The sequence below is a fragment of the Parenemella sanctibonifatiensis genome (genome assembly GCF_002250565.1).
Taxonomy (GTDB): Bacteria; Actinomycetota; Actinomycetes; order Propionibacteriales; family Propionibacteriaceae; genus Parenemella; species Parenemella sanctibonifatiensis.
In genome coordinates, this window is the sequence record NZ_NMVJ01000006.1 from 322,399 (window position 1) to 347,510 (window position 25,112).

Annotated in this window: 23 protein-coding genes; 17 read left to right on the forward strand and 6 right to left on the reverse strand. The window is 68.5% G+C overall.

The window, feature by feature from the left end:
- Nucleotides 1-59: 59 nt before the first annotated feature.
- Nucleotides 60-1,121 (reverse strand): YdcF family protein, encoded by a 1,062-nt coding sequence (locus tag CGZ91_RS06070; RefSeq protein WP_179229241.1) that lies wholly within the window; start codon nt 1,119-1,121, stop codon nt 60-62.
- Between the two features lie 154 nt (nt 1,122-1,275).
- Here CGZ91_RS06070 and CGZ91_RS06075 point away from each other — a divergent pair, with 154 nt between their 5' ends.
- The 9 genes from CGZ91_RS06075 to aroB all read left to right on the forward strand — a co-directional run bounded on the left by CGZ91_RS06075 (nt 1,276) and on the right by aroB (nt 11,497).
- Nucleotides 1,276-2,712, forward strand: coding sequence for a replication-associated recombination protein A (locus CGZ91_RS06075; RefSeq protein WP_094453438.1), 1,437 nt, complete (start codon nt 1,276-1,278; stop codon nt 2,710-2,712).
- Between the two features lie 106 nt (nt 2,713-2,818).
- Nucleotides 2,819-3,214 (forward strand): DUF948 domain-containing protein, encoded by a 396-nt coding sequence (locus CGZ91_RS06080; protein ID WP_094451097.1) that lies wholly within the window; start codon nt 2,819-2,821, stop codon nt 3,212-3,214.
- The gene (locus CGZ91_RS06085) at nt 3,214-3,492 is read left to right on the forward strand and encodes a hypothetical protein (protein ID WP_094451096.1); all 279 of its coding nucleotides are present in this window, start codon (nt 3,214-3,216) and stop codon (nt 3,490-3,492) included. Before CGZ91_RS06080 ends, CGZ91_RS06085 begins: the two co-directional genes overlap by 1 nt.
- Nucleotides 3,493-3,592: 100 nt before the next feature.
- Entirely contained in the window at nt 3,593-6,265 is a 2,673-nt protein-coding gene (gene alaS / locus CGZ91_RS06090; protein ID WP_094453440.1) for an alanine--tRNA ligase, read from the forward strand.
- 56 nt (nt 6,266-6,321) lie between these two features.
- Nucleotides 6,322-6,777 carry a Holliday junction resolvase RuvX gene (gene ruvX, locus CGZ91_RS06095; protein ID WP_407670852.1) on the forward strand — a complete coding sequence of 152 codons (456 nt, stop codon included), beginning with the start codon at nt 6,322-6,324 and terminating at the stop codon, nt 6,775-6,777.
- Nucleotides 6,774-7,886, forward strand: a complete 1,113-nt coding sequence (mltG, locus tag CGZ91_RS06100; RefSeq protein ID WP_094451093.1) for an endolytic transglycosylase MltG — start codon at nt 6,774-6,776, stop codon at nt 7,884-7,886. Before ruvX ends, mltG begins: the two co-directional genes overlap by 4 nt.
- On the forward strand, nt 7,877-8,719 hold the full coding sequence (locus tag CGZ91_RS06105) for a shikimate dehydrogenase (RefSeq protein ID WP_229116087.1): 843 nt from the start codon (nt 7,877-7,879) through the stop codon (nt 8,717-8,719). Before mltG ends, CGZ91_RS06105 begins: the two co-directional genes overlap by 10 nt.
- 13 nt (nt 8,720-8,732) lie before the next feature.
- Nucleotides 8,733-9,938: a chorismate synthase gene (aroC, locus tag CGZ91_RS06110; protein WP_094451092.1), complete on the forward strand. Its 1,206-nt coding sequence runs from the start codon at nt 8,733-8,735 to the stop codon at nt 9,936-9,938.
- A complete protein-coding gene (gene aroB, locus CGZ91_RS06115) occupies nt 9,935-11,497 on the forward strand; it encodes a 3-dehydroquinate synthase (protein ID WP_094453444.1) in 1,563 nt (520 codons plus the stop codon). Before aroC ends, aroB begins: the two co-directional genes overlap by 4 nt.
- A 14-nt stretch (nt 11,498-11,511) precedes the next feature.
- On the opposite strand, the gene CGZ91_RS06120 is transcribed toward aroB, so the two are convergent.
- Nucleotides 11,512-12,669 carry a right-handed parallel beta-helix repeat-containing protein gene (locus CGZ91_RS06120; RefSeq protein ID WP_144276684.1) on the reverse strand — a complete coding sequence of 386 codons (1,158 nt, stop codon included), beginning with the start codon at nt 12,667-12,669 and terminating at the stop codon, nt 11,512-11,514.
- Between the two features lie 521 nt (nt 12,670-13,190).
- On the opposite strand from CGZ91_RS06120, the gene CGZ91_RS06125 reads away from it, so the two are divergent.
- On the forward strand, nt 13,191-13,784 hold the full coding sequence (locus CGZ91_RS06125) for an MFS transporter (RefSeq protein WP_144276810.1): 594 nt from the start codon (nt 13,191-13,193) through the stop codon (nt 13,782-13,784).
- Nucleotides 13,785-13,821: 37 nt separating this feature from the next.
- On the opposite strand, the gene CGZ91_RS06130 is transcribed toward CGZ91_RS06125, so the two are convergent.
- The 4 genes from CGZ91_RS06130 to CGZ91_RS06145 all read right to left on the reverse strand — a co-directional run bounded on the left by CGZ91_RS06130 (nt 13,822) and on the right by CGZ91_RS06145 (nt 17,637).
- Nucleotides 13,822-15,063, reverse strand: a complete 1,242-nt coding sequence (locus CGZ91_RS06130) for an alpha-amylase family protein (RefSeq protein ID WP_094453446.1) — start codon at nt 15,061-15,063, stop codon at nt 13,822-13,824.
- A gap of 65 nt (nt 15,064-15,128) precedes the next feature.
- Nucleotides 15,129-16,229 carry a sugar kinase gene (locus tag CGZ91_RS06135; RefSeq protein ID WP_094453448.1) on the reverse strand — a complete coding sequence of 367 codons (1,101 nt, stop codon included), beginning with the start codon at nt 16,227-16,229 and terminating at the stop codon, nt 15,129-15,131.
- Nucleotides 16,230-16,278: 49 nt separating this feature from the next.
- Entirely contained in the window at nt 16,279-16,929 is a 651-nt protein-coding gene (eda, locus tag CGZ91_RS06140; RefSeq protein WP_094453450.1) for a bifunctional 4-hydroxy-2-oxoglutarate aldolase/2-dehydro-3-deoxy-phosphogluconate aldolase, read from the reverse strand.
- A 60-nt stretch (nt 16,930-16,989) separates the two neighbouring features.
- Nucleotides 16,990-17,637: a pentapeptide repeat-containing protein gene (locus CGZ91_RS06145; RefSeq protein WP_179229242.1), complete on the reverse strand. Its 648-nt coding sequence runs from the start codon at nt 17,635-17,637 to the stop codon at nt 16,990-16,992.
- 142 nt (nt 17,638-17,779) lie between these two features.
- On the opposite strand from CGZ91_RS06145, the gene CGZ91_RS06150 reads away from it, so the two are divergent.
- The 7 genes from CGZ91_RS06150 (at nt 17,780) to CGZ91_RS06180 (ending at nt 25,094) form a co-directional block, all read left to right on the forward strand.
- On the forward strand, nt 17,780-18,004 hold the full coding sequence (locus tag CGZ91_RS06150; RefSeq protein WP_094453454.1) for a ribbon-helix-helix domain-containing protein: 225 nt from the start codon (nt 17,780-17,782) through the stop codon (nt 18,002-18,004).
- A complete protein-coding gene (locus CGZ91_RS06155) occupies nt 18,004-18,726 on the forward strand; it encodes a hypothetical protein (RefSeq protein WP_094453456.1) in 723 nt (240 codons plus the stop codon). Before CGZ91_RS06150 ends, CGZ91_RS06155 begins: the two co-directional genes overlap by 1 nt.
- Before the next feature lie 119 nt (nt 18,727-18,845).
- Nucleotides 18,846-19,406, forward strand: a complete 561-nt coding sequence (efp, locus tag CGZ91_RS06160; RefSeq protein ID WP_094451083.1) for an elongation factor P — start codon at nt 18,846-18,848, stop codon at nt 19,404-19,406.
- Entirely contained in the window at nt 19,399-19,842 is a 444-nt protein-coding gene (gene nusB / locus CGZ91_RS06165) for a transcription antitermination factor NusB (RefSeq protein ID WP_094451082.1), read from the forward strand. The genes efp and nusB overlap by 8 nt, the downstream gene beginning before the upstream one ends.
- Nucleotides 19,842-20,600: a hypothetical protein gene (locus CGZ91_RS06170; RefSeq protein WP_094453458.1), complete on the forward strand. Its 759-nt coding sequence runs from the start codon at nt 19,842-19,844 to the stop codon at nt 20,598-20,600. Before nusB ends, CGZ91_RS06170 begins: the two co-directional genes overlap by 1 nt.
- Nucleotides 20,601-20,715: 115 nt before the next feature.
- Nucleotides 20,716-24,348 carry a metallophosphoesterase family protein gene (locus CGZ91_RS06175; RefSeq protein ID WP_094453460.1) on the forward strand — a complete coding sequence of 1,211 codons (3,633 nt, stop codon included), beginning with the start codon at nt 20,716-20,718 and terminating at the stop codon, nt 24,346-24,348.
- Nucleotides 24,345-25,094 (forward strand): hypothetical protein, encoded by a 750-nt coding sequence (locus CGZ91_RS06180; RefSeq protein ID WP_094453462.1) that lies wholly within the window; start codon nt 24,345-24,347, stop codon nt 25,092-25,094. Before CGZ91_RS06175 ends, CGZ91_RS06180 begins: the two co-directional genes overlap by 4 nt.
- The last annotated feature ends 18 nt before the right edge of the window (nt 25,095-25,112 follow it).

Below are 25,112 nucleotides of genomic sequence, written 5' to 3' on the forward strand. Positions count from 1 at the left end.
ACGCCGAGGAGTCCGCAGGTGAACTTTCGGTGACCTCGCCGGTCGAGGGAGCGACCTGGTCAGAGGCTGATCACGAGGAGAACGAAGCCGCCGATCACGGCGAGGCCGCACGCCAAGCCGATCACGTGGGCGAGCTTGTGCTCCCGCAGCATCGCCACGTACTCGCGCAGGATCGCCGAGGGCAGGTAGTACGCCGCTGTGGGCGCGCCGACCGCCTGGGCCGGCAGCCCGAGCCGGGACGCCAGCGCAGCCGCGCGAGGCGCGTGGAAATTGTTGGTGACCAGCACCATTTGCGGCTGCTCGACGGCGGGCGTGGGTGCGGAGCGTTCCGGCTCCTGGGTCAGCGCGCGGGCCGTGATCAGTTCGTCGGTGAAGCGCAGGTTCTGTTCGGTGTTGCTGGAGCGGTCCTCGGTCAACACGTGCACCGGCTCCAGGCCGCGGGAGACGGCGTACCGCTTCATCGCCTCGGCCTCGCTGATCTGCTCGTCGCTGCCCTTGCCGCCCGACATCACCAGCAGCGGCTGCTGGCCACGGTCCCAGGCTTCCTTGTGGATCTCCAGTCCCCGGTCGATGCGGCGGGCCAGCAGCGGGGTGACCTTCTCACCGCGAATGCCGGAGCCGAGCACCACCACGGCGCTGGTGGGCATCTGCCTTACCTTGCGGCGGGCCCACAGCAGATAGAAGCCGCCATACAGCAGGTAGCCGACCAGCGCCGCACCGAAGTAGGCCGCGACCAACCAGATCGCGCCCACGACAGTCAGCGCGATCGGGTGCAGGATCCCGATCGGGACGATCACGAGCATCGCGGCCAACCCCAGTCCCAGCAGCAGCGAGAGGAGGTTGCCCAGCCGGGTGCCCTCGTTCTGCAGCATCACCAATCCGTTGGCGAGCAGCAGGATCATCAGCGCCACGATCAGCACCGGCGTGATCACCGCGACCGCGAACAGAAAGCCGGTCACCCCGATCAGCGGGTCGCCGCCCAGGCTGGCGATCCAGAGCATGCCCGCCACGATCGAGGCGCCGAACCAGCCGGCGTTGTTGAGGCGGCGGATGTCGCGGACCATGCGGCGGGCCGTGTACGCCGCCATGACGGCAAAGACGACGAACAAGATCCAGCTCATGGTGCCTCCTGTCCTGGCGGGGCCGGACGGAACGGTGCAATTGGTCGCTCCCATCTTGCCGTCCCGGCTTATCGCCACTGAGGCACCTGCGTCCTGTCCGGCCCCGGCCGCAGTGCCAGGCGTCGGTTGCGGTGCTGGCACTAGAGTCGGGCAGATGAGCGAGGACCTGTTCGGCGAGGTGACACCGCCGCGGACCAGTGGCTCCGACTCCGGGGGCACGTTGGGGTCCCTCAGCGCTGCATCGATCGGCGGCCAGCTGCACCCGGACACTCCGCTTGCGGTACGCCTGCGGCCCCGCACCATCGACGAGATCGTCGGCCAGACCCACCTGCTGGCGCCCGGTTCGCCACTGCGCCGACTCGCCCAGGGGCAGCCGATGTCGGTCTTCCTGTGGGGACCTCCCGGCGTGGGCAAGACGACCATCGCCTCGGTGGTTTCGCTGACCTCGGGGCGTCGCTTCGTCGAGGTCTCCGCCGTCACCGCCGGCGTCAAGGAGGTGCGCGAGCAGCTCGCGTTGGCCAAGAAGGAGCTGGCTCGCGGCCGCGGCACGGTGCTCTTCGTCGACGAGGTGCACCGATTCTCCAAGGCCCAGCAGGACGTGCTGCTGCCGGCCGTCGAGAACCGGCTGGTGACCCTGATCGCCGCGACCACCGAAAATCCGAGCTTCTCCGTGATCTCGCCGCTGCTGTCCCGCTCCCTGCTGCTGACCCTGAAACCGCTCACCGAAGCCGACCTGTCCACGTTGGTGGATCGGGCGCTGCAGGATCCGCGGGGGTTGCCGGTCAGCGGGCAGGCGTACGCGCTGACCGACGACGCCCGCAGTGACCTGCTGCGGCTGTCCGGCGGCGACGCACGCCGGGTGCTGACCCACCTGGAGGAGGCCGCGGCCGGCGCTGCCGCCGACGTTGCTGGGGACAAGGAGGGAGCTGAGCACGCCGCCGAGATCACCATCACCGCCGAGCACGTCAGCCGCGCTGCCGACCGCGCCGCGATCCGTTACGACCGCGACGGCGACCAGCACTACGACGTCATCTCTGCCTTCATCAAGTCGGTCCGCGGCTCCGACGTGCAGGCATCGCTGCACTACCTGGCACGGATGTTGGAGGCGGGGGAGGACCCTCGCTTCATCGCCCGGCGCCTCATCATCTCGGCCAGTGAGGACATTGGCATGGCGGCGCCCGGGGTGCTCCAGACCTGTGTTGCTGCGGCCCAGGCGGTGCAGCTGATCGGCATGCCGGAGGCCCGGCTCACCTTGGCCCACGCCACCGTCGCGGCCGCCACCGCACCCAAGTCGAATGCGGTGACCCTGGCCATCGGTGCCGCCACCGAGGACGTGCGCGCCGGCCGGATCGGTCAGGTGCCGCCACACCTGCGCGACGCGCACTACCGCGGCGCCGAGGCGTTGGGGCACGGCAAGGGATATCTCTACGCCCACGACCATCCCCACGGGGTGGCGCGGCAGCAGTACCTGCCCGACGAACTGGCCGACGCCCGCTACTACCAACCCACCGACCACGGCCACGAGGCCGTCATCGGGGAGAGCCTGGCCAGCCTGGAGCGGCTGCTCGGGCGTACGCCGTCGGCAGACTGACCGGGCACGAGAGGCACGCGGGCCGTACGGTTCGCGGTGGCCGTGTGGCGCCGGCCGATGTGCACTAGGCTGGCCGATGTTTCGTTCCGCGCCGTGAGGATGAGTTATGACCATTGGTGACATCGCCGCTCTGATCGCTGCCATCGCTGCGGTCGCCTTCGTCGCCTTCATCGCCGTGCCCCTGATCAAGTTGGGCGGCGTGTTGAGCGAGCTGAGGTTGTCCGTGCGGGAGGTGAGCCACCACACCCTGCCGATCCTGACCGAGCTGCGCAGCACGGTGGCCAACACCAACACCGAGCTCGAGAAGGTCGCCGTGCTCACCCAGGACGCGGCCACTGTCACCACCCACGCCACCGTGGTCTCCGAGAACGCCGCGCAGCTGGCGACGCTGTTCAGCGCAACGCTCGGCGGCCCGCTGGTCAAGGTCGCGGCCTTCTCCTACGGGATGCGCCGCACCCTGACCGGCCGTCGCGCGGCGGCTCCGCGCCGCAAGGGGGCCTGATGCGTACCTTCCTGACCTTCGCGCTGGGCGCCGGCGTCAGTCTCTTCATCGCCTTCAAGGCGAAGGAGTACCTGCGCAAGATGACCCCTGATGCTGTTCGTGAACAGGCCGCACAGAAGCGTGACGACCTCCTCGGCGAGGCGCGCGAGATGTGGCGCGACCTGCGCTCAGCCATGGACGAACGCGAAGCCGAACTGCGTGAGGTGCTGGGCCTGGATGAGGAGTCCGACAGCGCCGAGACCCAGGCGTACGCTCGACGCGTCCAGTCCGACGCCTGAGCGACCCGCCTGACCACGGCTCGGCGACCGGGCCCTCCCGCACTCCAACCGGGACCAGGGCGGTCGTCGGGCATCACACCGACCCGAGAGTTTCCCTGCCATGAAGACCGCGGAGATCCGCCAGCGCTACCTCGACTTCTTCGCCCGCCACGGCCACGCTGTCGTGCCGAGCGCGCCCCTGATCCACTCCGACCCCAACCTGCTCTTCGTGGTGGCCGGCATGGTGCCGATGGTGCCCTACTTCACCGGGGCGGAGCCGGCACCGTGGAAGCGCGCGGTGAGCGTGCAGAAGTGCATCCGTACGCTCGACATCGAAGAGGTCGGCAAGACCACTCGGCATGGCACCTTCTTCCAGATGCTCGGCAACTTCTCCTTCGGTGACTACTTCAAGGCTGAGGTGATCCCGTGGACCTGGGAGTTCCTGACCGGCTCGGTCGAGGACGGCAACCTCGGCTTTGACGGTGACCGGCTCTATGTCAGCGTGCTCGGCCCGGGCCATCACCCCTCCTATCCCGACGGTGATGTCGAGGCCCGCGAGATCTGGCGTTCCATCGGGCTGCCCGATGAGCGGATCGTCTCCCGGAATCTGACCGAGAACTACTGGCACATGGGTGTCCCCGGGCCGGGCGGCCCGGACTCGGAGATCTTCTATGACCGCGGCCCCGAGTACGGGCCGGCGGACCTGGATGCCGGCGAGGACCGCTATCTGGAGATCTGGAACAACGTCTTCCAGCAGGAAGAGCTGTCGGCAGTACGCGGCAAGGACGACTTCGACGTTGCTCGGCCGCTGCCCAGCAAGAACATCGACACCGGCGCCGGCCTGGAGCGGATGGCGTACCTGCTGCAGGGCAAGAACAACCTCTACGAGATCGACGAGGTGTTCCCGGTCGTCCAGCGGTCCGCGGAGTTGGCGGGCATCAGCTATGGCGACCGCGAGGAGGCCGACGTCCAGCTCCGCGTGGTCGGTGACCACGTCCGGTCTGCCCTCATGTTGATGACCGACGGCGTCACCCCCGGCAACGAGGCCCGCAGCTACGTGCTGCGCCGGCTGCTGCGCCGCACCGTACGCTCGCTGCGCCTGCTGGGCGTCACGGATGCGGTGCTGCCCGAACTGCTGCAGGTGAGCCGCGATGTCATGAGCGCCTCTTATCCCGACGTGCTGACCCAGTGGGAGCGGGTCAGCAGCGCCGCCGCGGCCGAGGAGCAGGCCTTCACCCGCACCCTGGATGCCGGCACCCAGATCTTCGACACTGCGGTGCGGCAGACCCTGCAGGAGAGCGGGTCCACGCTGACCGGCGAGCGCGCCTTCGCGCTGCACGACACCTACGGATTCCCGATCGAGCTGACCGTGGAGATGGCCCAGGAGCAGGGCCTCGAGGTCGACACCGAGGCCTTCCGGTCCCTGATGACCGAGCAGCGGGAGCGCGCCAAGGCCGATGCCCGCGCCAAGAAGGGCGGCGCTGCCAGCGTGGAGGCGTACCGGGAACTGCGCGGCCAGGGTGAAACCACCTTCGTGGGCTACACCGATCTGGTTGCCGACACCACCGTCGCCGGTCTGATCGTCGACGGTCAGGTCGTGGACCGGGTGCCGGCCGGTCAGGTCGCCGAGCTGGTGCTGCCGGTGACCCCGCTCTATGCCGAGGCCGGCGGCCAGGACGCTGATGCCGGCCAGATCACCGGCGACGGGCTGGCGCTGGAGGTGCTCGACGTGCAGCGCCCGGTGCCGGGGCTGGTGGTGCACCAGGTCCGGGTCGATGCCGGCGAACTGCATCTGGGCCAGCAGGTCCACGCCGCAGTCGATCCGCAGGCACGGCTGGCGGCCTCCCGAGCCCACACCGCCACCCACATCATCCATGCGGCGCTGCGGCAGGTGGTCGGCCCGAATGCGCTGCAGGCCGGCTCCTACAACAAGCCCGGCTATCTGCGTTTCGACTTCAACGCCAGCGAGGGTCTCAGCGCCGACATGCGCGCCGAAATCGAGGGCATCAGCAACGAGGCGATCGGTGCGGACTATGCCGTCACCGACCAGCAACTGCCGTTGTCCGAGGCCAAGGAGCGCGGCGCGATGGCAATGTTCGGCGAGAAGTATCCGCCGATCGTGCGGATGGTCGAACTGAACGGGCCGTGGTCGCGGGAGCTGTGTGGCGGCACCCATGTGGAGCGGACCGCACAGATCGGGCTGTTGTCCTTGCTGGGTGAGTCCTCGGTCGGCGCTGGCGTACGCCGCGTGGAGGCTCTGGTCAGCAAGGAGGCGTTCCAGCAGTTGGCCGCCGAGCGGGCCCTGGTCGCGAACCTGTCCGGCATGCTCAAGGTGCAACCCGACCAGTTGGCCGAGCGCATCGAGAAGCTGGTGACTGACCTCAAGAGCGCTGAACGCACCATCGCCCAGGCCCAGAAGGACCAGGCGCTGGCGGCCGTGCCGACGCTGGTCGCTGCCGCCGAGGAGATCAATGGGGTACGCCTGGTGGCGAGCCACCAGCCCCAGGTCACCGGCAATGACCTGCGCGGGATGGCGACCGCGGTTCGCGACCAGCTGGGGCAGGGCCCCGGCGTCGTCGCGCTCATCGGCGGTCAGGACAAGCCGCAGCTGGTGGTGGCCACGACCGCCGCCGCGCGCGAGCAGGGCTGGAAGGCCGGTGATCTGGTGCGCGACGTCGCCGCGGTGCTGGGCGGACGGGGCGGCGGCAAGCCGGACCTGGCCCAGGGCGGTGGCACCGACGGCACGAAGATCCCCGACGCACTGGCGGCCGTGCGAACCGCGCTCGCGGGTTGAGCGTGGCCGACCACAACGATGACCAGCAGCCCCCGGGGCCGCAGTTGCGGCCCGGGGTGCGGTTGGCGCTGGACTGGGGCCAGGCCAGGATCGGGGTCGCGGCCTGCGACGCCCGCGCCACGTTGGCCTTTCCGGTGGAAACCGTCGATGCCCGGCAGCGTCCCACGGCCCGGATCAAGGAACTCATCAGCGAGTACGAGCCGATTGAGGTGCTGTTGGGTCTGCCCCGCAACCTCGCCGGCGCCGAGGCCCTGGCAGCAAGCCAGATGCGCGAGCGTGCCGCCGGGATTGCGAAGGCCATCGGCGTACCGTTGCGGTTGGTCGATGAGCGGATGACGACCGCCACGGCACACCGGCAACTGGCAGATGCGGGCAAGTCGTCGCGGCAGCGACGTAAGATCGTGGACCAGGCGGCAGCGGTCGCCATCCTGGAATTCGCGCTGGCCGCTGAGGCGGCCACCGGTGAGCCTCCGGGTGAAGTGGTCGAACAGAAGGAGCCGGGAGCATCATGAGCCGCAACATGCTCGACCCCGAAGAGGATTCCCGCGCCGAGTTGGTGCGCCGACTCAAGAGCGCCTTCGCGGTGCTGTTGTCGCTGGCGATCATCGCTGGCGGTGGCTATTTCGTCTACACCAAGGCATCCGACCTGTGGTATTCGCTGCAGACCCGCGAGGACTACATCGGTGAGGGCACCGAACCGGTGGAGGTGCAGATCCCCCGCGGCGCGACGCTGAGCCAGATGGGACGGCTGCTCACCCAGGCCGACGTGGTCCGCAGCACCGACGCCTTCCTGGAAGCGGCGCGCGCCAACGAGGAGGCTTCGTCGATCCAGCCCGGCACCTACACACTGAAGAAGCAGTTGCCTGCCGCGAAGGCGGTGGAGATGCTGCTCGACCCGGACAATCGGGTGGTGCCGACCTTCCGGATCCGGGAGGGGCTGTGGCTGGAGGAACAGATCCGCCAGCTCTCCGAACAGACGGGCGTCCCCGAGGACGCCTTCCGGCAGGCCATGGAGGACCCGGGCAGCTTCGGCCTGTCGGCGTGGGCCGAGGGCAACCCGGAGGGTTTCCTCTTCCCCGACAGCTACCAGTACGAAGGTGACACGCCCCAGGACGTGCTGCGCCCGATGACGGCCCAGTTCGACGCGGTCGCCGCCGACCTGAGGTTCCTGGAGAAGGCCGACGAGCTCGGCGTCTCGCCCCGGGACGCCATGATCGTCGCCTCTCTGATCGAGGCCGAGGTACGCCGCCCCGAGGACCGCCCGATGGTGGCCCGGGTGATCTACAACCGGTTGGCACAGGGACAGAGGCTCGAGTTCGACACCACCGTGAAGTACATCTTCCGGGAGCGTCAGGGCGCCGACACCACCGCCAACCAGCGCGAGAGCGACGACCCCTACAACACTTACCGGTACGAGGGATTGCCGCCCGGGCCGATCAACTCACCCGGTCGCACCGCGATGGAGGCGGCCGTCAACCCCGCTGACGGTGCCTGGCTGTACTTCGTCGCGGTCAACCTGGACACCGGCGAGACCCGCTTCGCCGAAACCTATGAAGAACATCTGGCCAACGTGGAGGTGTATCGGCAGTGGTGTCGGGACAATCCGGGCAAGTGCAGCTGAACCAGTCCGAGGAGCCGTCGGGCCCGGTGGCCTGCGGCGTGATCGGATCGCCGATCGCGCATTCGCTGTCGCCGGCGCTGCACCGGGCAGCGTACGCCGCGTTGGGGCTGGACTGGACCTATGACGCCCATGAGGTCACCGAGGAAGGCCTGTCCGGCTTCCTGGCCGGGCTGGGGGAGCAGGTCCGCGGTCTCAGTGTCACCGCCCCGCTCAAGGTGGGTCTGATGCAGCACGGTACGCCGGATGCCGGCGCGGTTGCGGTCGGCGTGGCGAACACCTGGGTCCGCGCCGCGGACGGCAGCACCACGGTCCACAACACCGATGTCGCCGGTCTGGTGGGCGCCATCCGCGCGGCTCACCTGACGGTCGATGACTATGCCGTCATCATCGGCAGTGGTGCCACGGCCCGTTCGGCGGTGGTGGCCCTGCAGCGGATCGGCTGCCCCCGGGTCGGGGTGATGGCCCGCAGCGAGGAGAAGGCCGCCGGCGTGGTCGACTTCGCGACCGGACTGGGTCTGCAGGCCAAACTGGCGCCCTTCCTGATGCCGTCGGCCAACGACCTGATCATCTCCACGGTGCCGCTGGAAGCGGTCGCCGACCGGGCGCTGGGACTGGTGTCCTCGACCAAGGCCGTTTTCGATGTCGTCTACGACCCGTGGCCCTCGCCGCTGGCCGATCAGGCGCTCCGGGACGGCAAGCCTGCCCTGTCCGGACTGGACCTGTTGGCGCACCAGGCGGTCGGCCAGATCGAGCTGATGACCGGGCGCAAGGTGGACGTCGAGGTGCTGCTGTCTGCCGGTCGGCAGGAGCTCAATCGACGCGCCGAAGCGTGACAGACTGACCCTCATGTTGCGTTACCTGACGGCCGGGGAGTCCCACGGCCAAGGCCTCGTTGCCACCATCGAAGGAATCCCGGCCCATGTCCGGGTGACCAGCGAGGACATCCGTGCCGAGCTCGCCAGGCGGCGGCTGGGACATGGCCGCGGGGCCCGGATGAAGTTCGAGGCGGACCAGGTGACGATGCTGGCCGGCGTACGCCATGGTGAGACGCTCGGATCGCCGATTGCCATCACGGTGGGCAACACCGAATGGCCAAAGTGGGAGGACATCATGTCTCCCGACCCGGTCGATCCGTCGGTGCTGGCGGGCAAGGCGCGCAATGCGCCGCTGACCCGTCCCCGCCCCGGGCATGCCGACCTGGCCGGGATGCAGAAGTACGACTGGGCCGAGGCTCGGCCGATCCTGGAGCGTGCCTCGGCACGGGAGACTGCTGCCCGGGTCGCCATGGCCACCGTCGCCAAGAACTTCCTGCGTCAGGTGTTCGGGATCGAGGTGCTGTCCCACGTCGTCGAGCTCGGCCCGATCAAGGCACCGACCGGCGTGGTGCCGGGGCCTGATGACCTGGCCCGGATCGATGAGGATCCGCTGCGCTGTGCCGACCCGCAGACCAGCAAGCTGATGTACGACGAGGTCGAGAAGTGCCGCAAGGAGGGCGACACCATGGGTGGTGTCGTCGAGGTGCTGGCGTACGGACTGCCGCCCGGCCTGGGCTCCCACAGCCAGGGCGATCGCCGTCTCGATGCCCGGCTGGCCGGCGCCCTGATGGGGATCCAGGCGATCAAGGGTGTCGAGCTCGGCGACGGTTTCGAACTGGCGCGCACCCGCGGTTCGCTGGCCCATGACGAAATGGAGCCGGTCGCCGGTGGCGTACGCCGGCTGACTGGCCGGTCCGGAGGCACCGAGGGCGGGATGAGCACCGGTGAGGTGCTGCGGGTGAAGGCTGCCATGAAGCCGATCGCCACGGTGCCGCGGGCGCTGCGCACCCTCGACGTCGACACCCACGAACCGGCCACCGCCCACCACCAGCGTTCCGACGTCTGTGCCGTGCCGGCCGCTGGTGTGGTCGCCGAGGCGATGGTCGCGCTGGTGCTGGCCGAGTGTGCGCTGGAGAAGTTCGGTGGCGACTCGGTCGCCGAGACCCGTCGCAACCTCGAGGCCTACCTCGCTGCGGTCGCCGAACGGGACCTGCGCGTCGGTGGAGCCGCCGAATGATCGTCCTGGTGGGTCTGCCGGGAGCCGGCAAGTCGAATGTCGCCGGCCGGTTGGCGCAGGTGCTGCGCGGGTCGGTGACCGACGTCGATGCCCGGATCGAGGCCAGCGAGGAACGCTCCATCACCGACATCTTCGCCACCGATGGCGAGGAACGCTTCCGCGCACTCGAGCTGGAGCACACCCTGGCGGCGTTGCAGTCTGACGCGGCGGTGGTCTCGTTGGGCGGCGGGGCCGTGCTCACCAAGGAGATCCGAGACGCACTGAAGGGGCACCAGGTGGTCTGGTTGCAGGTCTCCGCCCCGCAGGCAGCCCGCCGGATCGGCCTGGCGGCGGATCGACCGCTACTGGTCGGCAACATGCGGAGCCGACTGGTCCAGCTCGCCCGGGAGCGGCACCACCTCTACGACGAGGTCGCGACGCTGGCGATCGACACCGACAAGCGCGACGTGGAGCGGGTCGTCAACGCGATCCTGGCCCGGATCACCCCGCACGTCATCACGGTGCGGACCGCGAATCCGTATCCGGTGGAAGTGGTCGCCGGTGCCCGGCAGCGGCTCGCTGGAGCGGTGAGCGGTGCGGACCGGGTGGCGCTGCTGCACCCACCCGCCCTGGCGCAGGCGGCCGCCGAGCTGACCGACACCATCGAGGCGCGCACCACGTTGATCGAGTTGCCTGATGGTGAGGGGGCCAAGACGCCGGCCGTCATTGCGCAGTGCTGGGATCGGCTCGCAGCCGAGGGCTTCACCCGCTCGGACATGGTCGTCGGCTTCGGCGGCGGGGCAACCACCGACTTGGCGGGCTTCCTCGCCGCGAGCTGGTTGCGTGGCGTCAGCTGGGTCGCGGTGCCGACCACCGTGCTCGCGATGGTGGATGCTGCCGTCGGCGGCAAGACCGGCATCAATCTCGGCGCAGGCAAGAACTTGGTCGGCGCCTTCCACGAGCCCGCCGCGGTCCTGTGTGACCTGGACTTGCTGGCAACCGTGCCCGAAGCAGACCTTCGGTCCGGCCTGGCCGAGGTCGCGAAGGCCGGTTTCATCGCCGATCCCAGGATCCTGGAGATGATCGAGGAAGACCCCGCCGATGCCGTGACACCGGGCAGCGAGCGGCTGGCGGAACTGATCAGGCGCGGCATCAAGGTCAAGGCCGAGGTGGTGGCAGGCGATCTGCGGGAGCGGACCTCCAGCGGCGCGGCGCGGGGCAGGGAGATCCTCAACTACGGCCACACGCTGGCTCATGCCATCGAACGCCACAGCGGCTTCAGCTGGCGCCACGGCGACGCCGTCGCCGTCGGGATGCGCTACGCGGCCCGGCTGGCTGGTCGGCTCGGCCTGCTCAGCAAGGCCCTGGTGACGCGCCACGACGCCGTGCTTGATGCGCTGGGGCTGCCCGCGGCTTACCAGTCGCAGGCGTGGCCCGAGCTCCGTGAGGCGATGAACCTGGACAAGAAGACCCGCGGCAGCCAGCTGCGCTTCGTGCTGCTGGAGGACCTGACCCGGACCGTCATCGTGCCCGGCCCACCCGAGGAAGCCCTCGCGGCGGCGTACGCCGACCTGGGATGAGCCGGGCCGAGTCCTCAGTAGTAGTTGCCGGCCGTCGTGAGCCGTGACCGATCGCTGGGCAGGTCAGGGCAGTGGTCTGACCCCTTCCAACGGGCATCGCCCGTCATCATCCAGGCAGGCAGATTTGCGCTGCTGTTGATGAGATAGGTGCCCAGGTCGTTGTACGCGAACCGGTTGCCGTAGGAGGAACACTCGCCGGCCGAGGTCGCGACCTGTTCGTCGTAGTGCGCCGTGGTGATGGTCCTGCTGTGGAAGTGGTTGGCGCCGAAGGTGTTGTATTCGATCGAGTTGAAGTTGCTCGCGTCACGCACCTTGACCGGCCCCGCACTGACGCCGGTGACGTTGTTGTTGTGGAACGTGTTGTGGGAGCTCTTGTGCGTGATGTAGAGCGCGTGAATGTAGCTGTTCTCGGAGTTGCGCAGGTCGATGAAGTGGTTGTTTCGGATCGAGTTGTGTGATGACTCAGTCAGGACGATGCCTCCGTAGCCACAGCGAAGGAAGTCGGGGGTGTCGCAGCGACCGCCGGTGTAGAGGTTGCCGATGTCGGTGAACACCATGCCGAAGACGGTGGTGCCGTCCAGACCCCGTGCCGATGGCTGGCCGGGGCCGGAGCTCGGCGCGTACGAGCCGCTGCACCGCCCGGTGCCGGTGATGGACAACCCGGCATTGGCGTACTTCTGGACCTGGAGGTAGTAGAACCGCAACCCACCGTCGCCACCCTCGCTGAGGGGGCCGTCGCTCGGCAGGCAGGCTGTCAGCCAGGCTCCGGTCAGATAACGTCCGGAGCCGTCGGCGCGCTTGTTTTCGAAGATCGGCATGGTGTCGAAGCCGTCGCGGCCCTCACCGGGGGTGTAGTCGGCGGGCATGAAGCTGATGGTGTGACCGGGACGGTAGGTGGTCCAGGTGACCGGCGACTGGACGTAAGTGCCGCCGGCGATGCGTACCTCGACATCGGCCGAAAGGTTGGTCTGCGCAACGATGGCCTGGACGCGTTGCAGGGTGCGCACCGGACTGGCCTGGCTGCCGTCGTTGGCATCGTTGCCGGTGGGGGACATGTGGATGCGTTGCACCGTTGCCGCTGTCGCGGGCGGTGCGGGGATCGTCAGGGCGACCATGGCGAGCAGCAGGGCTGGGAACATCAGCGCGCTGCGGAGGCGGGGGAGAGTGATCATGGTGATCATCCAACACAGCGGGCGCGGCGAGCGCGGCACCGGGTCCTGACGAAGGGACCTGTGTGACCTCGCCGCAGCCGCAACGCGGCGTACGCAACCACTGTGAGCTGTAGATATGCAGGCAAAGCAGGCCAGATCACCTGCGTGGCGACTGCATGCTGTAGTTGTGCAAGTCCGGAGCTCCTGGCGTACGCCGATGTCCGACTGGTCGGGAGGTCAGCCTTGGTGAGGCGCCGGTTCGGATCAAAGACGCAGCAACGAGGGCAGGCGGCCGGGCCGCCTGGCAGCTAGGGCCCCTGCGGGGCGCAACTACAGGATCCTGTAGTTGTGCAGGTCAAACGGCCCGAATCGCCTGCGCAGGTACGCGATGCTGTAGTTGTGCAGGGCCCGGCTCCCGGCGTACGCCTTGGCTGCACGCAGGTTGGAATCAACACCACACCCCCAAATTGCTCAACCCTCGTTCGATTGATCGCCCCGTTTCCAGTACCTCCTCCGACTCGGCCCCGGAGACGCGTACGTCGATGTGGCGAGAGGCGGCTACCGGCGCATCATGGCTCGCGCACCATCGCATTGTCGGGGGATTGGCACTGATCGGTGCAATGGCAAGCGTCGGCTACATGCTGCCGTTCTCGATCCTGGTCCTCTTCGCCCAACAGCAACTCTCACACGACAGTGGGGGATACGGCCTGATCCTCGCCATCTCGGCACTCGGTGGCTTGGTCGGTTCCTTCGCGACGGCCCGGATCCGCCCGCAGATCGGCTATCGCTGGACGATTGTCGCCAGCCTGGTCACAGGAGCCGCCGCCCTGCTGGCCCTCGCGGTCACGGACAACGCGATCGTCGCGGCCGTCCTCCTTGCGGTCTACATCCTCCACGCGGTCGTGTGGGGAATCTGCTCCACGTCGCTGCGGCAGCGCCTGGTGCCAGATGAGCTCCGGGGCCGCGTCAATGCGGCGGCGCGGGTGCTGGGTCTGCTCGGGCTCGCTCTCGGGGCGCTCCTCGGCGGCGTGCTCGCTGCGGTGCACATCGCGCTGCCCGTGGCAGTCGGCGGCGCGGTCTTCGTGGTCTGTGCATGCGCTGCTCTCGTCCTCGTGCGGACCAGCGAGATTGACTGACCGCCGCGCGTCCAAACTGTCGGGCGAGGCGGTCGTTTCACGCCGACTGCCGCCACAGGGTGGCGCCGTCGGCGCCGGTGATCGTCACGGGCGGAGTGCCCCCGAGGTCGATGACGACGTCGAGATGGTCCGAGCCGTCGGCTGCGCTGGACCGATAGGCGTACCGCGTGTTGCTGAGCTCGGTCGCTTCGGTGGTGGCGGTCACCAGCCAGGCGTGCCGACGACGCAGGGCGATCAGCGCCCGGTGGGCATCCACGACGGTCGGACCGTGGTCCGGCATACCCTGCTCGGCCGGGCTGACGGCCAGCTCGGGGCGTACGGCGTCATCACCGCCGACGCGTTCCTCCTTGGTGCCGGTGAAGCCGTACTCGTCGCCGTAGTAGATCGAGGGGATCCCACCCAAGGTCAGCAGGACCGCGAGTGCGCTGACGGCACCGCTCGGACCCAGCGTGGTGGCGATCCGGGTGACGTCGTGGTTGCCGACGAAGGTGTTCGGGGTGAAGTGGTTCAGGAAGCCTTGGTGGCGCTGCACAGCATGGTCGAGTTCGTAGAGGTTGCCGTCGTTGATGCTGGACCAGATCGCCTTCCACAGCTCGTACTGGGTGAGGCTGTCGACACCAGCTTCGGCAACGAACTTCGGATAGTCGCCGTGGATCACTTCGCCGAGGAACCAAGCGTCGGGAAACTCCTCGCGTACGCCGGGCAGCACCGCCGACCAGAACTCGACCGGCACCGAATAGGCCGCATCCAGCCGCCAGCCGTCGACGCCGCGCGCCAGCCAGTGCCGCATCACCGATGCGACCAGCTCGCGGGCCGGTTGGCCGGCATGGTCGAGGCGAGCCAGCTGTCCGTGGCCCTCCCAGACCCGCGGTGCCCGCGTTTCCCAATCGATGTCGAAGAGCCCAGCGGCCTCGCTTTCCGGTCCCTCTGCAAGAGCATCCAGCAGGGCGGGGTGTTGGTCGGCGACGTGACTGAACACACCGTCCAACAGGATCCGTAACCCGCGGCGACGACACTGCTCGACGAGTTCGTCGAAGTCTGCGTCATCGCCGAGCCGCGGGTCGATGGTGAAGTGATCGAGCGTGTCGTAGCCGTGGCTGGCCGAGGCGAAGATCGGGCCGAGCAACAGGCCGGAGGCGCCGAGCTCGATGACATGGTCGAGCCAGGGGAGCAGCCGCTGCAGGCCGTGCGCGGGAGCCGGCTGGGCGTCCCTGATGGGAGCGCCAGCCAGCCCCAATGGGTAGGTGTGCCACCAGATGGCGTGATCAACCCAGTTCATGGCGTCAATCTACTGCGAGATGAGCCGCCACCTGGTGGCCGACCCAGCGGGTCAGTTGCAATGCGTCAGCGCTGCACGCGCGCGGAACCGCCACCAGCGAGCTTGAGCACCTCGGCCTTGGTGACCATGGTGGTGTCGCCGGGGGTGGTCATCGCCAGCGCGCCATGGGCGGCGCCGTACTCGACCGCGGTCTGGATCGGCTCGCCTGTCATCAGGCCGTAGATCAGGCCCGAGGCAAACGAGTCGCCGCCGCCGACGCGGTCCAGGATCTCCAGGTGCTTGCGGTGGGTCGCCTCGGCGAAGCCCTCCTCACGCGACCACGCAATCGCGCCCCAGTCGTTGTCGGAGGCGCTGTGCACCGTACGCAGGGTGTTGCCGATGGCCTGGAAGTTCGGGTAGCTCTCGGCAACCTGGGCGATCATCGCGCGGAAGCTGGCGGTGTCCAGATCGGAGAGGTTCTCGTCGACACCTTCCACCTCGAAGCCGAGGCTGGCCGTGAAGTCCTCCTCGTTACCGATCATGACGTCGACGTGCTTGGCGATCTCCCGGTTCACCTCCTGCGCCCGGGCCTCGCCACCGATGGACTGCCACAGGCTGGGGCGGTAGTTCAGGTCGTAGGACACGATCGTGCCGTGCTTGCGCGCAGCGGTGACGGCCGCCAGCGCGAGATCCGCGCTGGACTCGCTCAGGGCGGCGAAGATGCCACCGGTGTGCAACCAGCGCACACCCAACTCACCGAACAGGTGGTCGAAGTCCCAGTCCTCGGCGGTGGCCTGGGAGATGGCGGTGTTGCCGCGGTCGGAGATGCCGACGGCGCCGCGGACGCCGAAACCACGCTCGGTGAAGTTCAGGCCGTTGCGCACGGTGCGGCCGATGCCGTCGCTGGCCACCCACTTGATGAAGCCGGTGTCGACGCCGCCCTGGAGGATGAAGTCCTCCACCAAGCGGCCCACCTCGTTGTCCACCAGAGCAGTGACCACACCGGTACGCAGACCGAAGCAGCGACGCAGACCGCGAGCCACGTTGTACTCGCCGCCACCCTCCCAAGCCGTGAACTGACGGGCGGTGCGGATTCGGCCCTCGCCGGGATCCAGACGCAGCATCACCTCGCCGAGCGAGATGGCGTCGTAGCGGCACTGGTCAGCGGACTTGACGTTCAAGGACATGTGATTTCCCCTCTGGCTGTTGGGATCGGGCTGTTGCGTGTGGTTGCGGTCAGTTCGAACGAGCCTGCGACACGGCGGCGACCGCGTCGGAGGCGAGGGCAGTGATCTGTTCCCAGGCGCCGGCGGCGACCAAGTCGCCGGGCACCATCCAGGAGCCGCCCACGGCAGGCACCTGCGGCAGCGCCAGGTAGTCGGCGAGGTTGTTCAGGCCCACGCCACCGGTGGGGACGAACCCCAGGCCGGGGAACGGGGCGGCGAGAGCCTTGATGGCCTTGGCGCCGCCGTTGACCTCCGCAGGGAAGAACTTCACCGCCGACAGCCCCAGCTCCAGCGCCTCCATGATGTTGGAGGCATTGGCCACGCCAGGCAGTGCCAGCAGCTCGCCCTCGACGCTGCGGCGCACCACCGCTGCCGAAAGGCCGGGCGAGACGATGTAGCGGGCGCCAGCCTCGGCGGCCTGGTCGACCTGCTCGGCGGAGATCACGGTGCCGGCACCGACGAGCATGCCCTCGACCGAGCTCATCGCGCGGATCGACTCCACGGCGGCATCGGTGCGGAAGGTCACCTCGGCGGTGGTGATACCACCGGCCAACAGGGCCTCGGCCAGCGGCTGCGCATGGGCCGCATCCTTGAGGACCACGACCGGAATGACGCCGCAGGCGGCGACGTCGGCGAGGGTGACGCTGGACTGGTGGGACATGGGACCTCCGTACTCAGTGGTGTGGTGTGGGCATTGTCGCGCATCCACGGCGGATTGCGCTTACCGACCCTCAAGGACGAGACCGAGCGCACGGGCCAACTCCCGTGCGATGAGATCAACGTCGTCGGCGCGGATGTGGGCACCCTTCAGCGACGCCAGCGAGCCGACCTCCAGCAGGCTGCAGCCGGCCAGCCGCACCCGGGTGCACCGAACCTCGTGGAACTGGGCCTGGTCCAGTACGCAGTCGGTGAAGCTGACGTCAGTCAACGTGCTTCCGGTGAGGTCAAGCCCCGTCAGGTCGCAGTCGGTGAAAGCGACCCGGTTGAGCCGGCAGAAGCGCAGCGAGGCGGTGGCCATCTTGGCCCGACTCACCGCGACATCGGTCAGGCCAGACTCCCGCATTGAGACGCCTGTCATCCGGGCGTCACTGACCGTCACCCACGACCAGCTCGCGTGCTCGGCGGTGAGGTTGTTGAGGTCAGTGCCCTCGAAGCTGGTGTGGCGGATGTCGGCGCGACGCCAATGCGTGCCGGCCATCGAGGCCGCTGCGATCCGGCAGCCCTGCAGCTCGGCCAGGTCCGGGTCCTCGCTCAGGACGCCGCCGGTGACGAGGCGGCCCTCCAGGAACGCGTCGGGGCCCAGCTCGTCCACCTCCGCCGGGCGTAGCTGCTCGTCGATGATCGGGTCATGCGGAGTGCGGACTTTCATGCCGTCGCCCCCGCTGATCGGTGGTGCGCTGAGCTGGGATTCACACGCGCCAGTCAACAGGACCGGACCGACAGAAACCATCCGTGGGGGAGATTCGGTCAGGCGTGAACCTGGCATAAAGCTAGTAGGCTAGCATTCAGTCATGCCGGAATCAGACCGACCTTCGAAGACCGCCCGGGTGACCAAGGCGCAGTTCAATGTCTATCTGCCCCAGGACCTGATCATCGCGGTGAAGCACCGCGCCATCGACGAGGGCGCCAGCCTGTCGAGCCTGGTCGAACGCGCCCTGCGAGCCCACCTGGCCACCACCGACACCCATGCCTCTGACACCAACACCACCGAGAAGACGACCACTGAGGAGAACTGATGCTCACCGTTCAAGCGATCCGCTTCACCGACAACGTCCCTGCGATGCGTGACTTCCTCAGCGAGCTCGGGTTGGGCACGGCCGTCACCTCCGGCGACGGCTGGGCAGTGATGTCCTGCGGCGCAGGAGGTGACGTGCTGCTCCATTCCGCGGCGACGTCCTCCACCGGGGGTCGAGCCGGACAGACCGACCTCACCTTCACCACCGATGACCTGGGTGCGATCGGGGCGGAGTTCGGCGCGAGTGCGTACGACGAGGCGTACGGTCGTGCGGTCGATCTCACCGATCCGCTCGGCGCCACCGTCACCATCAACGGCGAACAAGGAGACCTGTACGGCTATCAGGCGCACGACGGCACGACCGCGGATCCGGCCCTCAGCCTGACGCCGGTGCGATTCACCGATCCAGCCGGGCCCTACGGCGATTTCCTGGCCCGGCTCGGGCTGGTCGCGCAGTCCGGCGCCGATGAGTTCTATGCCGGTTGGGTCGCGGACCGCGGCGTGGTGGGCCTGCACGTGGACCGCCCCGAGGACACCGCCCGCCTGCTGCTCGGCACCGACAGCGCCGAGGTGCACCTGACCTTCGGGTACGCCGGCGACGTCACCGAGCTGGAGCGGCGGCTGACCGAGGCCGGCCACCGGGTCACTCGGGACACCAGCTTTGGCGTCATGCTCGAGGTGGCCGACCCGGACGGACGATCGGTTCAGATCCATCAGCAGTGAGGCGTGCAGCTGGTGTCGACGTGCTTCAGAATGAAGGGGGGGCCCGGTTCGGCTAGACTCGGGCGGGCTCCGCGCGCCGTCGCTCATGACCGGCGCAGTGAACGACGAAAGGTACGTACGTGGCTTCGACCAATGACCTGAAGAACGGCATGGTTCTCGACCTGGATGGCCAGCTCTGGCAGGTGATCTGGTTCCAGCACCACAAGCCGGGCAAGGGCAACACCGTCGTGCGGTCCAAGCTCAAGAACGTCCTGTCGGGCAAGATCGTCGACAAGACCTTCAACTCCGACACCAAGGTCGACACCGCGACCGTGGATCGGCGCGAGATGCAGTACCTCTACCTCGATGTCGACGGTTACGTGTTCATGGACACCGGCAACTACGAGCAGCTGACCATTCCCGCCGAGACCGTCGGCGACGCCAAGGATTACCTGCTGGAGCAGCAGATGGCCACCGTCGCCTCCCATGAGGGCAACCCGCTCTACATCGAGCTGCCTGCCTCGGTCGAGCTGGAGATCACCTACACCGAGCCTGGTCTGCAGGGTGACCGCAGCACCGGCGGCACCAAGCCGGCCGAGCTCGAGACCGGTGCCAAGGTCCAGGTCCCGCTCTTCCTCACCACCGGTGAGAAGATCAAGGTCGACACCCGCACCGGCGACTACCTCGGTCGCGTTGGCTGAGCAGGCACCGGAGCCGACCCAGGCCCCCCGGCCGCACACGACGACGCGCCAGAAGGCGCGCAAGCGTGCGGTCGACATCATCTTCGAAGCAGATCTGCGGGAGCGGGACCTGCGCGCCACGCTGCTGGAACGCGCCGAACAGGCGGAGCCGGCGGTACGCGAGTTCACCGCCGCCCTCGTGGGTGGCGTGGCAGATCATTTGGCTGAGGTGGACGATCAGATCCGGCAGGTGCTGCCGGCTGGTTGGACTCTGGAGCGGATGCCGCGGGTGGATCGCTCGATCGCCCGACTGGCCACCTATGAGCTCAGCCACACCGACACCGACACCAACATCGTGCTCGCTGAGGCGACCCGGCTCACCGGTGAACTGAGCGGGGATGAATCGGTCCGATTCGTCAACGGTGTGACCGCGGCAGTGGCGAAACACCGAGGCTGATGGCGTACGCCAGCCATGGTCGAGGTCACGGCTTCCAGCCAATTCGTTCGGCGTGGTCGGATGTCGCCTGGGTGGTGGTGATCGCCGCCGCCACGACCCTGATCGGTCTGGCCGCGTTCGTGATCCTGGCGCGCTGGCAGTGGATCTGGCGGGACAGCCCTGACCCGGTGGCGACCGCCGCCGTTCTCACCGCGGTGATTGTCGCGATCGCCGCGGCGGGACTGTGGTTCGCGCGTGGGCGGTGGCTGCGGCGGCAGGACTGGTACCTCGACCGCCACGATCGGCGCTCGATGTCGCTGCTCACCGCCGCCTCCTTCGACCTGCTGCAGAGCGTGGCGGTCGGCGCCGTCGCCATGGTGCTGGGCATGCTTGCCCAAGCAAGTGCAGACGGCCGCATCCAGCGGGCCGGGATCATTGCACCGATCGCTGTCGTTGGCGGCTACTTCCTGCTCAGTTGGTTGCGAGTCGGCTTGGGCTGGCTCACGCCGGGCCGCAGTCAGCCGCGCGGCTGGTGGGCGCGAGCTGCCCGGGTCATGGTGCACTGGACCGCTGTGGTGCTGGGTGTGCTACCGCTGGCGTTGAGCTCCGATCCACAGGCCCTGGTGTTGGCCATCGTCGTCTGCGGGTGCGTCACCTTCCTGGCCGGGATCGTGGCGCTGGCGAGCTGGATCCGCGGGTTCGGTGGACCGATGTATCCCGAGGTCCAGGACACCCTGGCGGAGCGCTGGCTCAGCGAGCAGACCAGGCGCCGACGGTAGGCCGGCTGCCGGCATCGCCCTGATCGGCACACCAAGGATCCAGTCCGCGGGACATTTCGTCCCGACCGCCAAGCAGGAGCAGATCTGGGGACCGCTGGACCTGCAGTACGCCGGGATGGCCGGCAACCACGAGAGCTACGGCAACAAGGAACTCAACGACCTGCTGTCGACCGAGCGCAACGTCATCTTCAACTCCCACGTGAACCAGCCCAAGAATGGCGTGGTGGGGGAGTCGAACTACTCCTATGACCGCGGCGACATTCACGTCTCGGTGCTGAACTCCAACTACAGCCTGGCCGAGCAGATCGCATGGTTGGTGCAAGACGTCCGCGCCACCGACAAGCCATGGAAGGTCGTGACGGGGCACTTCTCCTACTACGGCGGCAGCCACGCCGACGACGCCGGCATGCTGGCGGCTCGCAACGTGGTGAGCCAGACCCTGGAACAGCTGGGCGTCCAGCTCTACCTGGGTGGTCACGACCACGTCTACAAGCGCAGCACCATCGCCGGTGGCGAACTGGTGCCGGCCGAGGGTGCGACCGTGACCGGTGGCACCACCTACGTGACGCTGGGCTCTGCGGGGCCGAAGTTCTACGAGAACCAGGCCTTCTGGTGGGATGACGTGGTCGATGACCGCGACATCCAGATGGGCTCGGTCCTGGAGGTCACCGAGCAGGGCCTGCAACTGAGCACCTACACCATCGACGGTGACGTGGTGGACGAGTTCACCATCGCTCCGGTCGAGGGGGACTGGCGGGTCAGCTCGCTGGACATGACCGCCACCGAGATCAAGGGCTTTGGCGTGCTGTCCCACCCGGGCGCCCGCGACAGCATCACCGTGACGGTGGCGACCTATGATCACGACCAGACCACGCTGCTGGGCTCGCGGACCGTTGAGGTCGACCTGGATCACCGGGGCACCGAGCAGTACGTCGCCCTCGACCAGGCACTGCCGGCCTCACCGCAGAATGCGGTGAAGGTGTTCGTCTGGGATTCCCCGGCCACCGCTGTGCCGCTCACCCCGGCCTGGCTGGTGCGGGCCGGTTTCACGGGCGGCGGCACCGCCGAGGACCCGTTCCAGATCCGGACCTGGCAGGACATCGAGGCGATCTCCGACGCGCCCGGCGCCCACTACCAGCTGATGAACGATCTGGAGCTGGATGACACCCCGCGTACGCCGATCGGCGCACAGGTGCCCTTCACCGGTGTGTTCGACGGTGCCGGCCACATCATCAAGGGATTCGTCCCCAACCCCGACCAGGGCGTGGGCCTGTTCTCCTCCAACGGCGGCACCATCCGCAACCTGGCGGTTGTCGATGCCGACATCGAGTCCTCCCGCGGCACAGCCGGCATCCTGGTGGACCACAACACCGGCACCGTGGAGCGCAGCTGGACCTCGGGTCGGATCGTGGGCCAGAGCCGGGTCGGTGGTCTGGTCGGCGACAACGAGGGCGTCGTGCGCGACTCCTACTCCACGGCCGATGTTCGCTCGCTCAACACCGAGGCCGGCGGCGTGGTCGCGGTCGCGCTGGGCGGCTCGCTCACCGAACGCGTGTATGCCACCGGCAATGTCACCAGCGACGTCCGCAACGTCGGCGGTGTGGTCGGCTATGGCTACAACGAGACCGAGATCAACGACTCGCTGTCCCTCAACAAGTCCGTGACGGCCCCGCAGTGGGCGCATCCGGTGCTGGGCCGGGTGCTGTCGGGCAATGTCGCGACCCTGACCGGTCTGTACGCCTGGCAGGACGGCTTCGTGGCGACCAGCGCCCTCAACGAGGAGCCTTCCACCAGCAACCTCTACGGCGCGCCGGTTGCGGCAGCCGATCTCGAGGGCGCCGGGTTCTATGCCGACACCCTCGGCTGGGACATGGAGCAGGTCTGGCAGTACGACGAGGAGCTGGGTCGCCCGGTCCTGCGCGTGGTGTCGGAGAACGCGGCCACCGGCGGTCCGGAACTGCCGGTGAACGAGGACGGCAAGATCGAGATCGCCACCCCGGCCGACCTGGCCCTGGTGACCCGTCATCCTGAGGCCGACTTCGTGCTGACTGCCGACCTGGACCTCTCCGGGGTGGACGACTTCCAGTCGCTGGGCGGCAGCGTGCCGTTCCGGGGCGAGTTCGACGGTGCGGGTCACACCATCAGCAACCTGACCTCGACCACCGGTGGCCTGATCAACCTCAATCTGGGCTACGTGCACGACCTCGGCATCGTCGATGCCACGGTGTCGCGGGACGGCTCGAACGCCGGTCTCGTGGTCAATCACAACCACGGCGTCATCGAGCGGGTCTATGGCACCGGTACGGTCACCGCGGCATCCCGGGTCGGCGGCCTGGTCGGTGAGTCCACCGGCGAGTTGCGCGATGCGTACGCCGTCGTGGACGTGTCCACTCCGGGCACCGAGGCCGGCGGCGTGCTCGGACTGGGCATGCCCGGCTCGACCACCGAACGGATCTACGGAGCGGGCACGGTGCGCTCCGAGACCCGCAACGTGGGTGGCGTGGTGGGTTACGGCTACACCGGCACCACCATCAGCGACTCGATGGCGCTGACCTCTTCGGTCACCGCCCCGGACTGGGCACACCGGTTCCTGGGTCGGGTGCTGTCGGGCAACACCGCCACCCTGGCCAACAACTGGGGCATCGAGACCGCCGTGGTCGAGGTTCCGACCCAGACCACGGACCCGAGCCCGACCAACCTGATGGGTGGCACGGCGACCGTACGCCAGGCCCGCGATCCGCAGTTCTGGACCGAGACCCTGGGGTGGGATCTGGAGCAGGTCTGGCAGTGGCACGACGATGCCGGCCGTCCGATCCTGCGCAGCGTGCCCGAGGAGTACACGGGTGAGCCGGTGCCGCCGGTCGAGCGGCCCGACCTGCCGCGCGACACCGACGGTGCGTACCTGATCGGATCGCCCGCGGACCTGGCTGTGATCAACGAGTTCCCCGACGAGGACTACCGGCTGAGCGCCGACCTCGACCTCAGCGGGGAGTCGGTCCGGATCGCTCCGGCGGCTGGTTTCAGCGGTGACTTCGACGGTGCCGGACACCAGATCACCGGGTACAGCTCGACTGCCGGTGGCCTGTTCTCCCTCAACACCGGCACCGTCCACGACGTGGCGCTGGTCGATGCGAGCGTGACCAACACCAAGGCGAATGTCGGCCTGTTGGTCGATACCAACCGCGGCACCGTCGAGCGCAGTTGGAGCTCCGGATCGATCTCCGGCGGTTCCACCGTTGGTGGTCTGGTGGGCTACTCCTACGGCATCGTCCGGGATTCCTACTCGACCGCGTCGGTGAAGGCGACCGCTGGTCGTCAGGCCGGTGGCCTGATCGGCATCACTGGGCGGGGCAGCGCCACCGAGCGGGTGTACGCGGCCGGTGAGGTCGAGGTGGTCGGCAACATGAATGCCGGCGGCGTGAGCGGCTATTCGTACGCCACCACCACAATCGATGCCGCGGTTGCCCTCAACCCGAGCGTCAAGGCCAGCAGCTACGGCAACCGGGTGGTCGCCCGGGTGCTCGCCGGGGAAGAGGCGACTCTTAGCAACCTGTACGCCCTCGACTCCGTGGCGGCGGACGCCACCACGGTCGAGCCGGACGCTTCCGACATCGGCGGCGCCACCGTCACCCGCGAGGAGCTCGGTGAGCTCCTGCCCGGCCTCGGCTGGGACTTCTCCGAGGTCTGGCAGTGGGATGCCGACCTGCAGCGTCCGACTCTGAGCGACACCCCTGAGGAGCAAGCATGAGCAGCATCCACTCCAGTCACGTCAGCGCAGCCAGGGGAGCCCGACGGCTGCTGTTGGGGCTGACCGTGGCGATCGCCACGGTGCTGGCCGGGCTGGCCGGCGGCACCGCTTGGGCCCAGACCACCTTCAGCCACGAGGTCGAGGTGATCGACGGTGCCCGGATCGAGCTGCGGCTCAGCTCGGGGGCCGACCGCGCCGGAGACCAGGCCAGCGTGGTGATCCTCACCGCCGACGCCGATCCGGCCGCGCCCACCGACGGCCAGATCGCCTTCCTGGACCAGGTTGAGCTGGACGATCAGGGCGGCGCCACGGTGACCCTGGTGCTCCCGCAAGCCGACCTCACCCGGTACCAGCTGGCGGTGGCGTCCAGCGCCGGCGGCGAGCGCTACATCGCGCCACTGGTCGACGGTGGCCCGAGCTCGCCCGCGCCGAGCACACCCGCGCCCGGCTCTCCGGATCCCAGCGAACCCGGCACGCCCAGTTCTCCGGACCCGAGCCAGCCGGGCACGCCTGACCCGAGCTCCCCGGATGACTCGGCCGCGCCGACGCAGGATCCGAGCGTGGCGCCCACCGGCACCCCGTCCGATCCGGGCGATGACACCGATGGCACCGATGGCGCCGGCTACGACGGCGATCAGGGTCACCAGCCCGGTCTGCCCGACACCGGTGGCGGCGCGGTGGCGCTGCTCGGCCTGCTGGCGGTGGCCGGCGGTGTGGCGGTGGCGGTCCGCCGTCGATCCAACTGACTCCGGGCCCACCGCTGA

Coding starts and splice junctions, on each gene's coding strand:
- CGZ91_RS06070 (WP_179229241.1), bottom strand. CDS start 1,121: ATGAGCTGGATCTTGTTCGTCGTCTTTGCCGTCATGGCGGCGTACACG.
- CGZ91_RS06075 (WP_094453438.1), top strand. CDS start 1,276: ATGAGCGAGGACCTGTTCGGCGAGGTGACACCGCCGCGGACCAGTGGC.
- CGZ91_RS06080 (WP_094451097.1), top strand. CDS start 2,819: ATGACCATTGGTGACATCGCCGCTCTGATCGCTGCCATCGCTGCGGTC.
- CGZ91_RS06085 (WP_094451096.1), top strand. CDS start 3,214: ATGCGTACCTTCCTGACCTTCGCGCTGGGCGCCGGCGTCAGTCTCTTC.
- alaS (WP_094453440.1), top strand. CDS start 3,593: ATGAAGACCGCGGAGATCCGCCAGCGCTACCTCGACTTCTTCGCCCGC.
- mltG (WP_094451093.1), top strand. CDS start 6,774: ATGAGCCGCAACATGCTCGACCCCGAAGAGGATTCCCGCGCCGAGTTG.
- aroC (WP_094451092.1), top strand. CDS start 8,733: ATGTTGCGTTACCTGACGGCCGGGGAGTCCCACGGCCAAGGCCTCGTT.
- aroB (WP_094453444.1), top strand. CDS start 9,935: ATGATCGTCCTGGTGGGTCTGCCGGGAGCCGGCAAGTCGAATGTCGCC.
- CGZ91_RS06120 (WP_144276684.1), bottom strand. CDS start 12,669: ATGATCACTCTCCCCCGCCTCCGCAGCGCGCTGATGTTCCCAGCCCTG.
- CGZ91_RS06125 (WP_144276810.1), top strand. CDS start 13,191: ATGTGGCGAGAGGCGGCTACCGGCGCATCATGGCTCGCGCACCATCGC.
- CGZ91_RS06130 (WP_094453446.1), bottom strand. CDS start 15,063: ATGAACTGGGTTGATCACGCCATCTGGTGGCACACCTACCCATTGGGG.
- CGZ91_RS06135 (WP_094453448.1), bottom strand. CDS start 16,229: ATGTCCTTGAACGTCAAGTCCGCTGACCAGTGCCGCTACGACGCCATC.
- eda (WP_094453450.1), bottom strand. CDS start 16,929: ATGTCCCACCAGTCCAGCGTCACCCTCGCCGACGTCGCCGCCTGCGGC.
- CGZ91_RS06145 (WP_179229242.1), bottom strand. CDS start 17,637: ATGAAAGTCCGCACTCCGCATGACCCGATCATCGACGAGCAGCTACGC.
- CGZ91_RS06150 (WP_094453454.1), top strand. CDS start 17,780: ATGCCGGAATCAGACCGACCTTCGAAGACCGCCCGGGTGACCAAGGCG.
- CGZ91_RS06155 (WP_094453456.1), top strand. CDS start 18,004: ATGCTCACCGTTCAAGCGATCCGCTTCACCGACAACGTCCCTGCGATG.
- CGZ91_RS06170 (WP_094453458.1), top strand. CDS start 19,842: ATGGCGTACGCCAGCCATGGTCGAGGTCACGGCTTCCAGCCAATTCGT.
- CGZ91_RS06175 (WP_094453460.1), top strand. CDS start 20,716: ATGGCCGGCAACCACGAGAGCTACGGCAACAAGGAACTCAACGACCTG.
- CGZ91_RS06180 (WP_094453462.1), top strand. CDS start 24,345: ATGAGCAGCATCCACTCCAGTCACGTCAGCGCAGCCAGGGGAGCCCGA.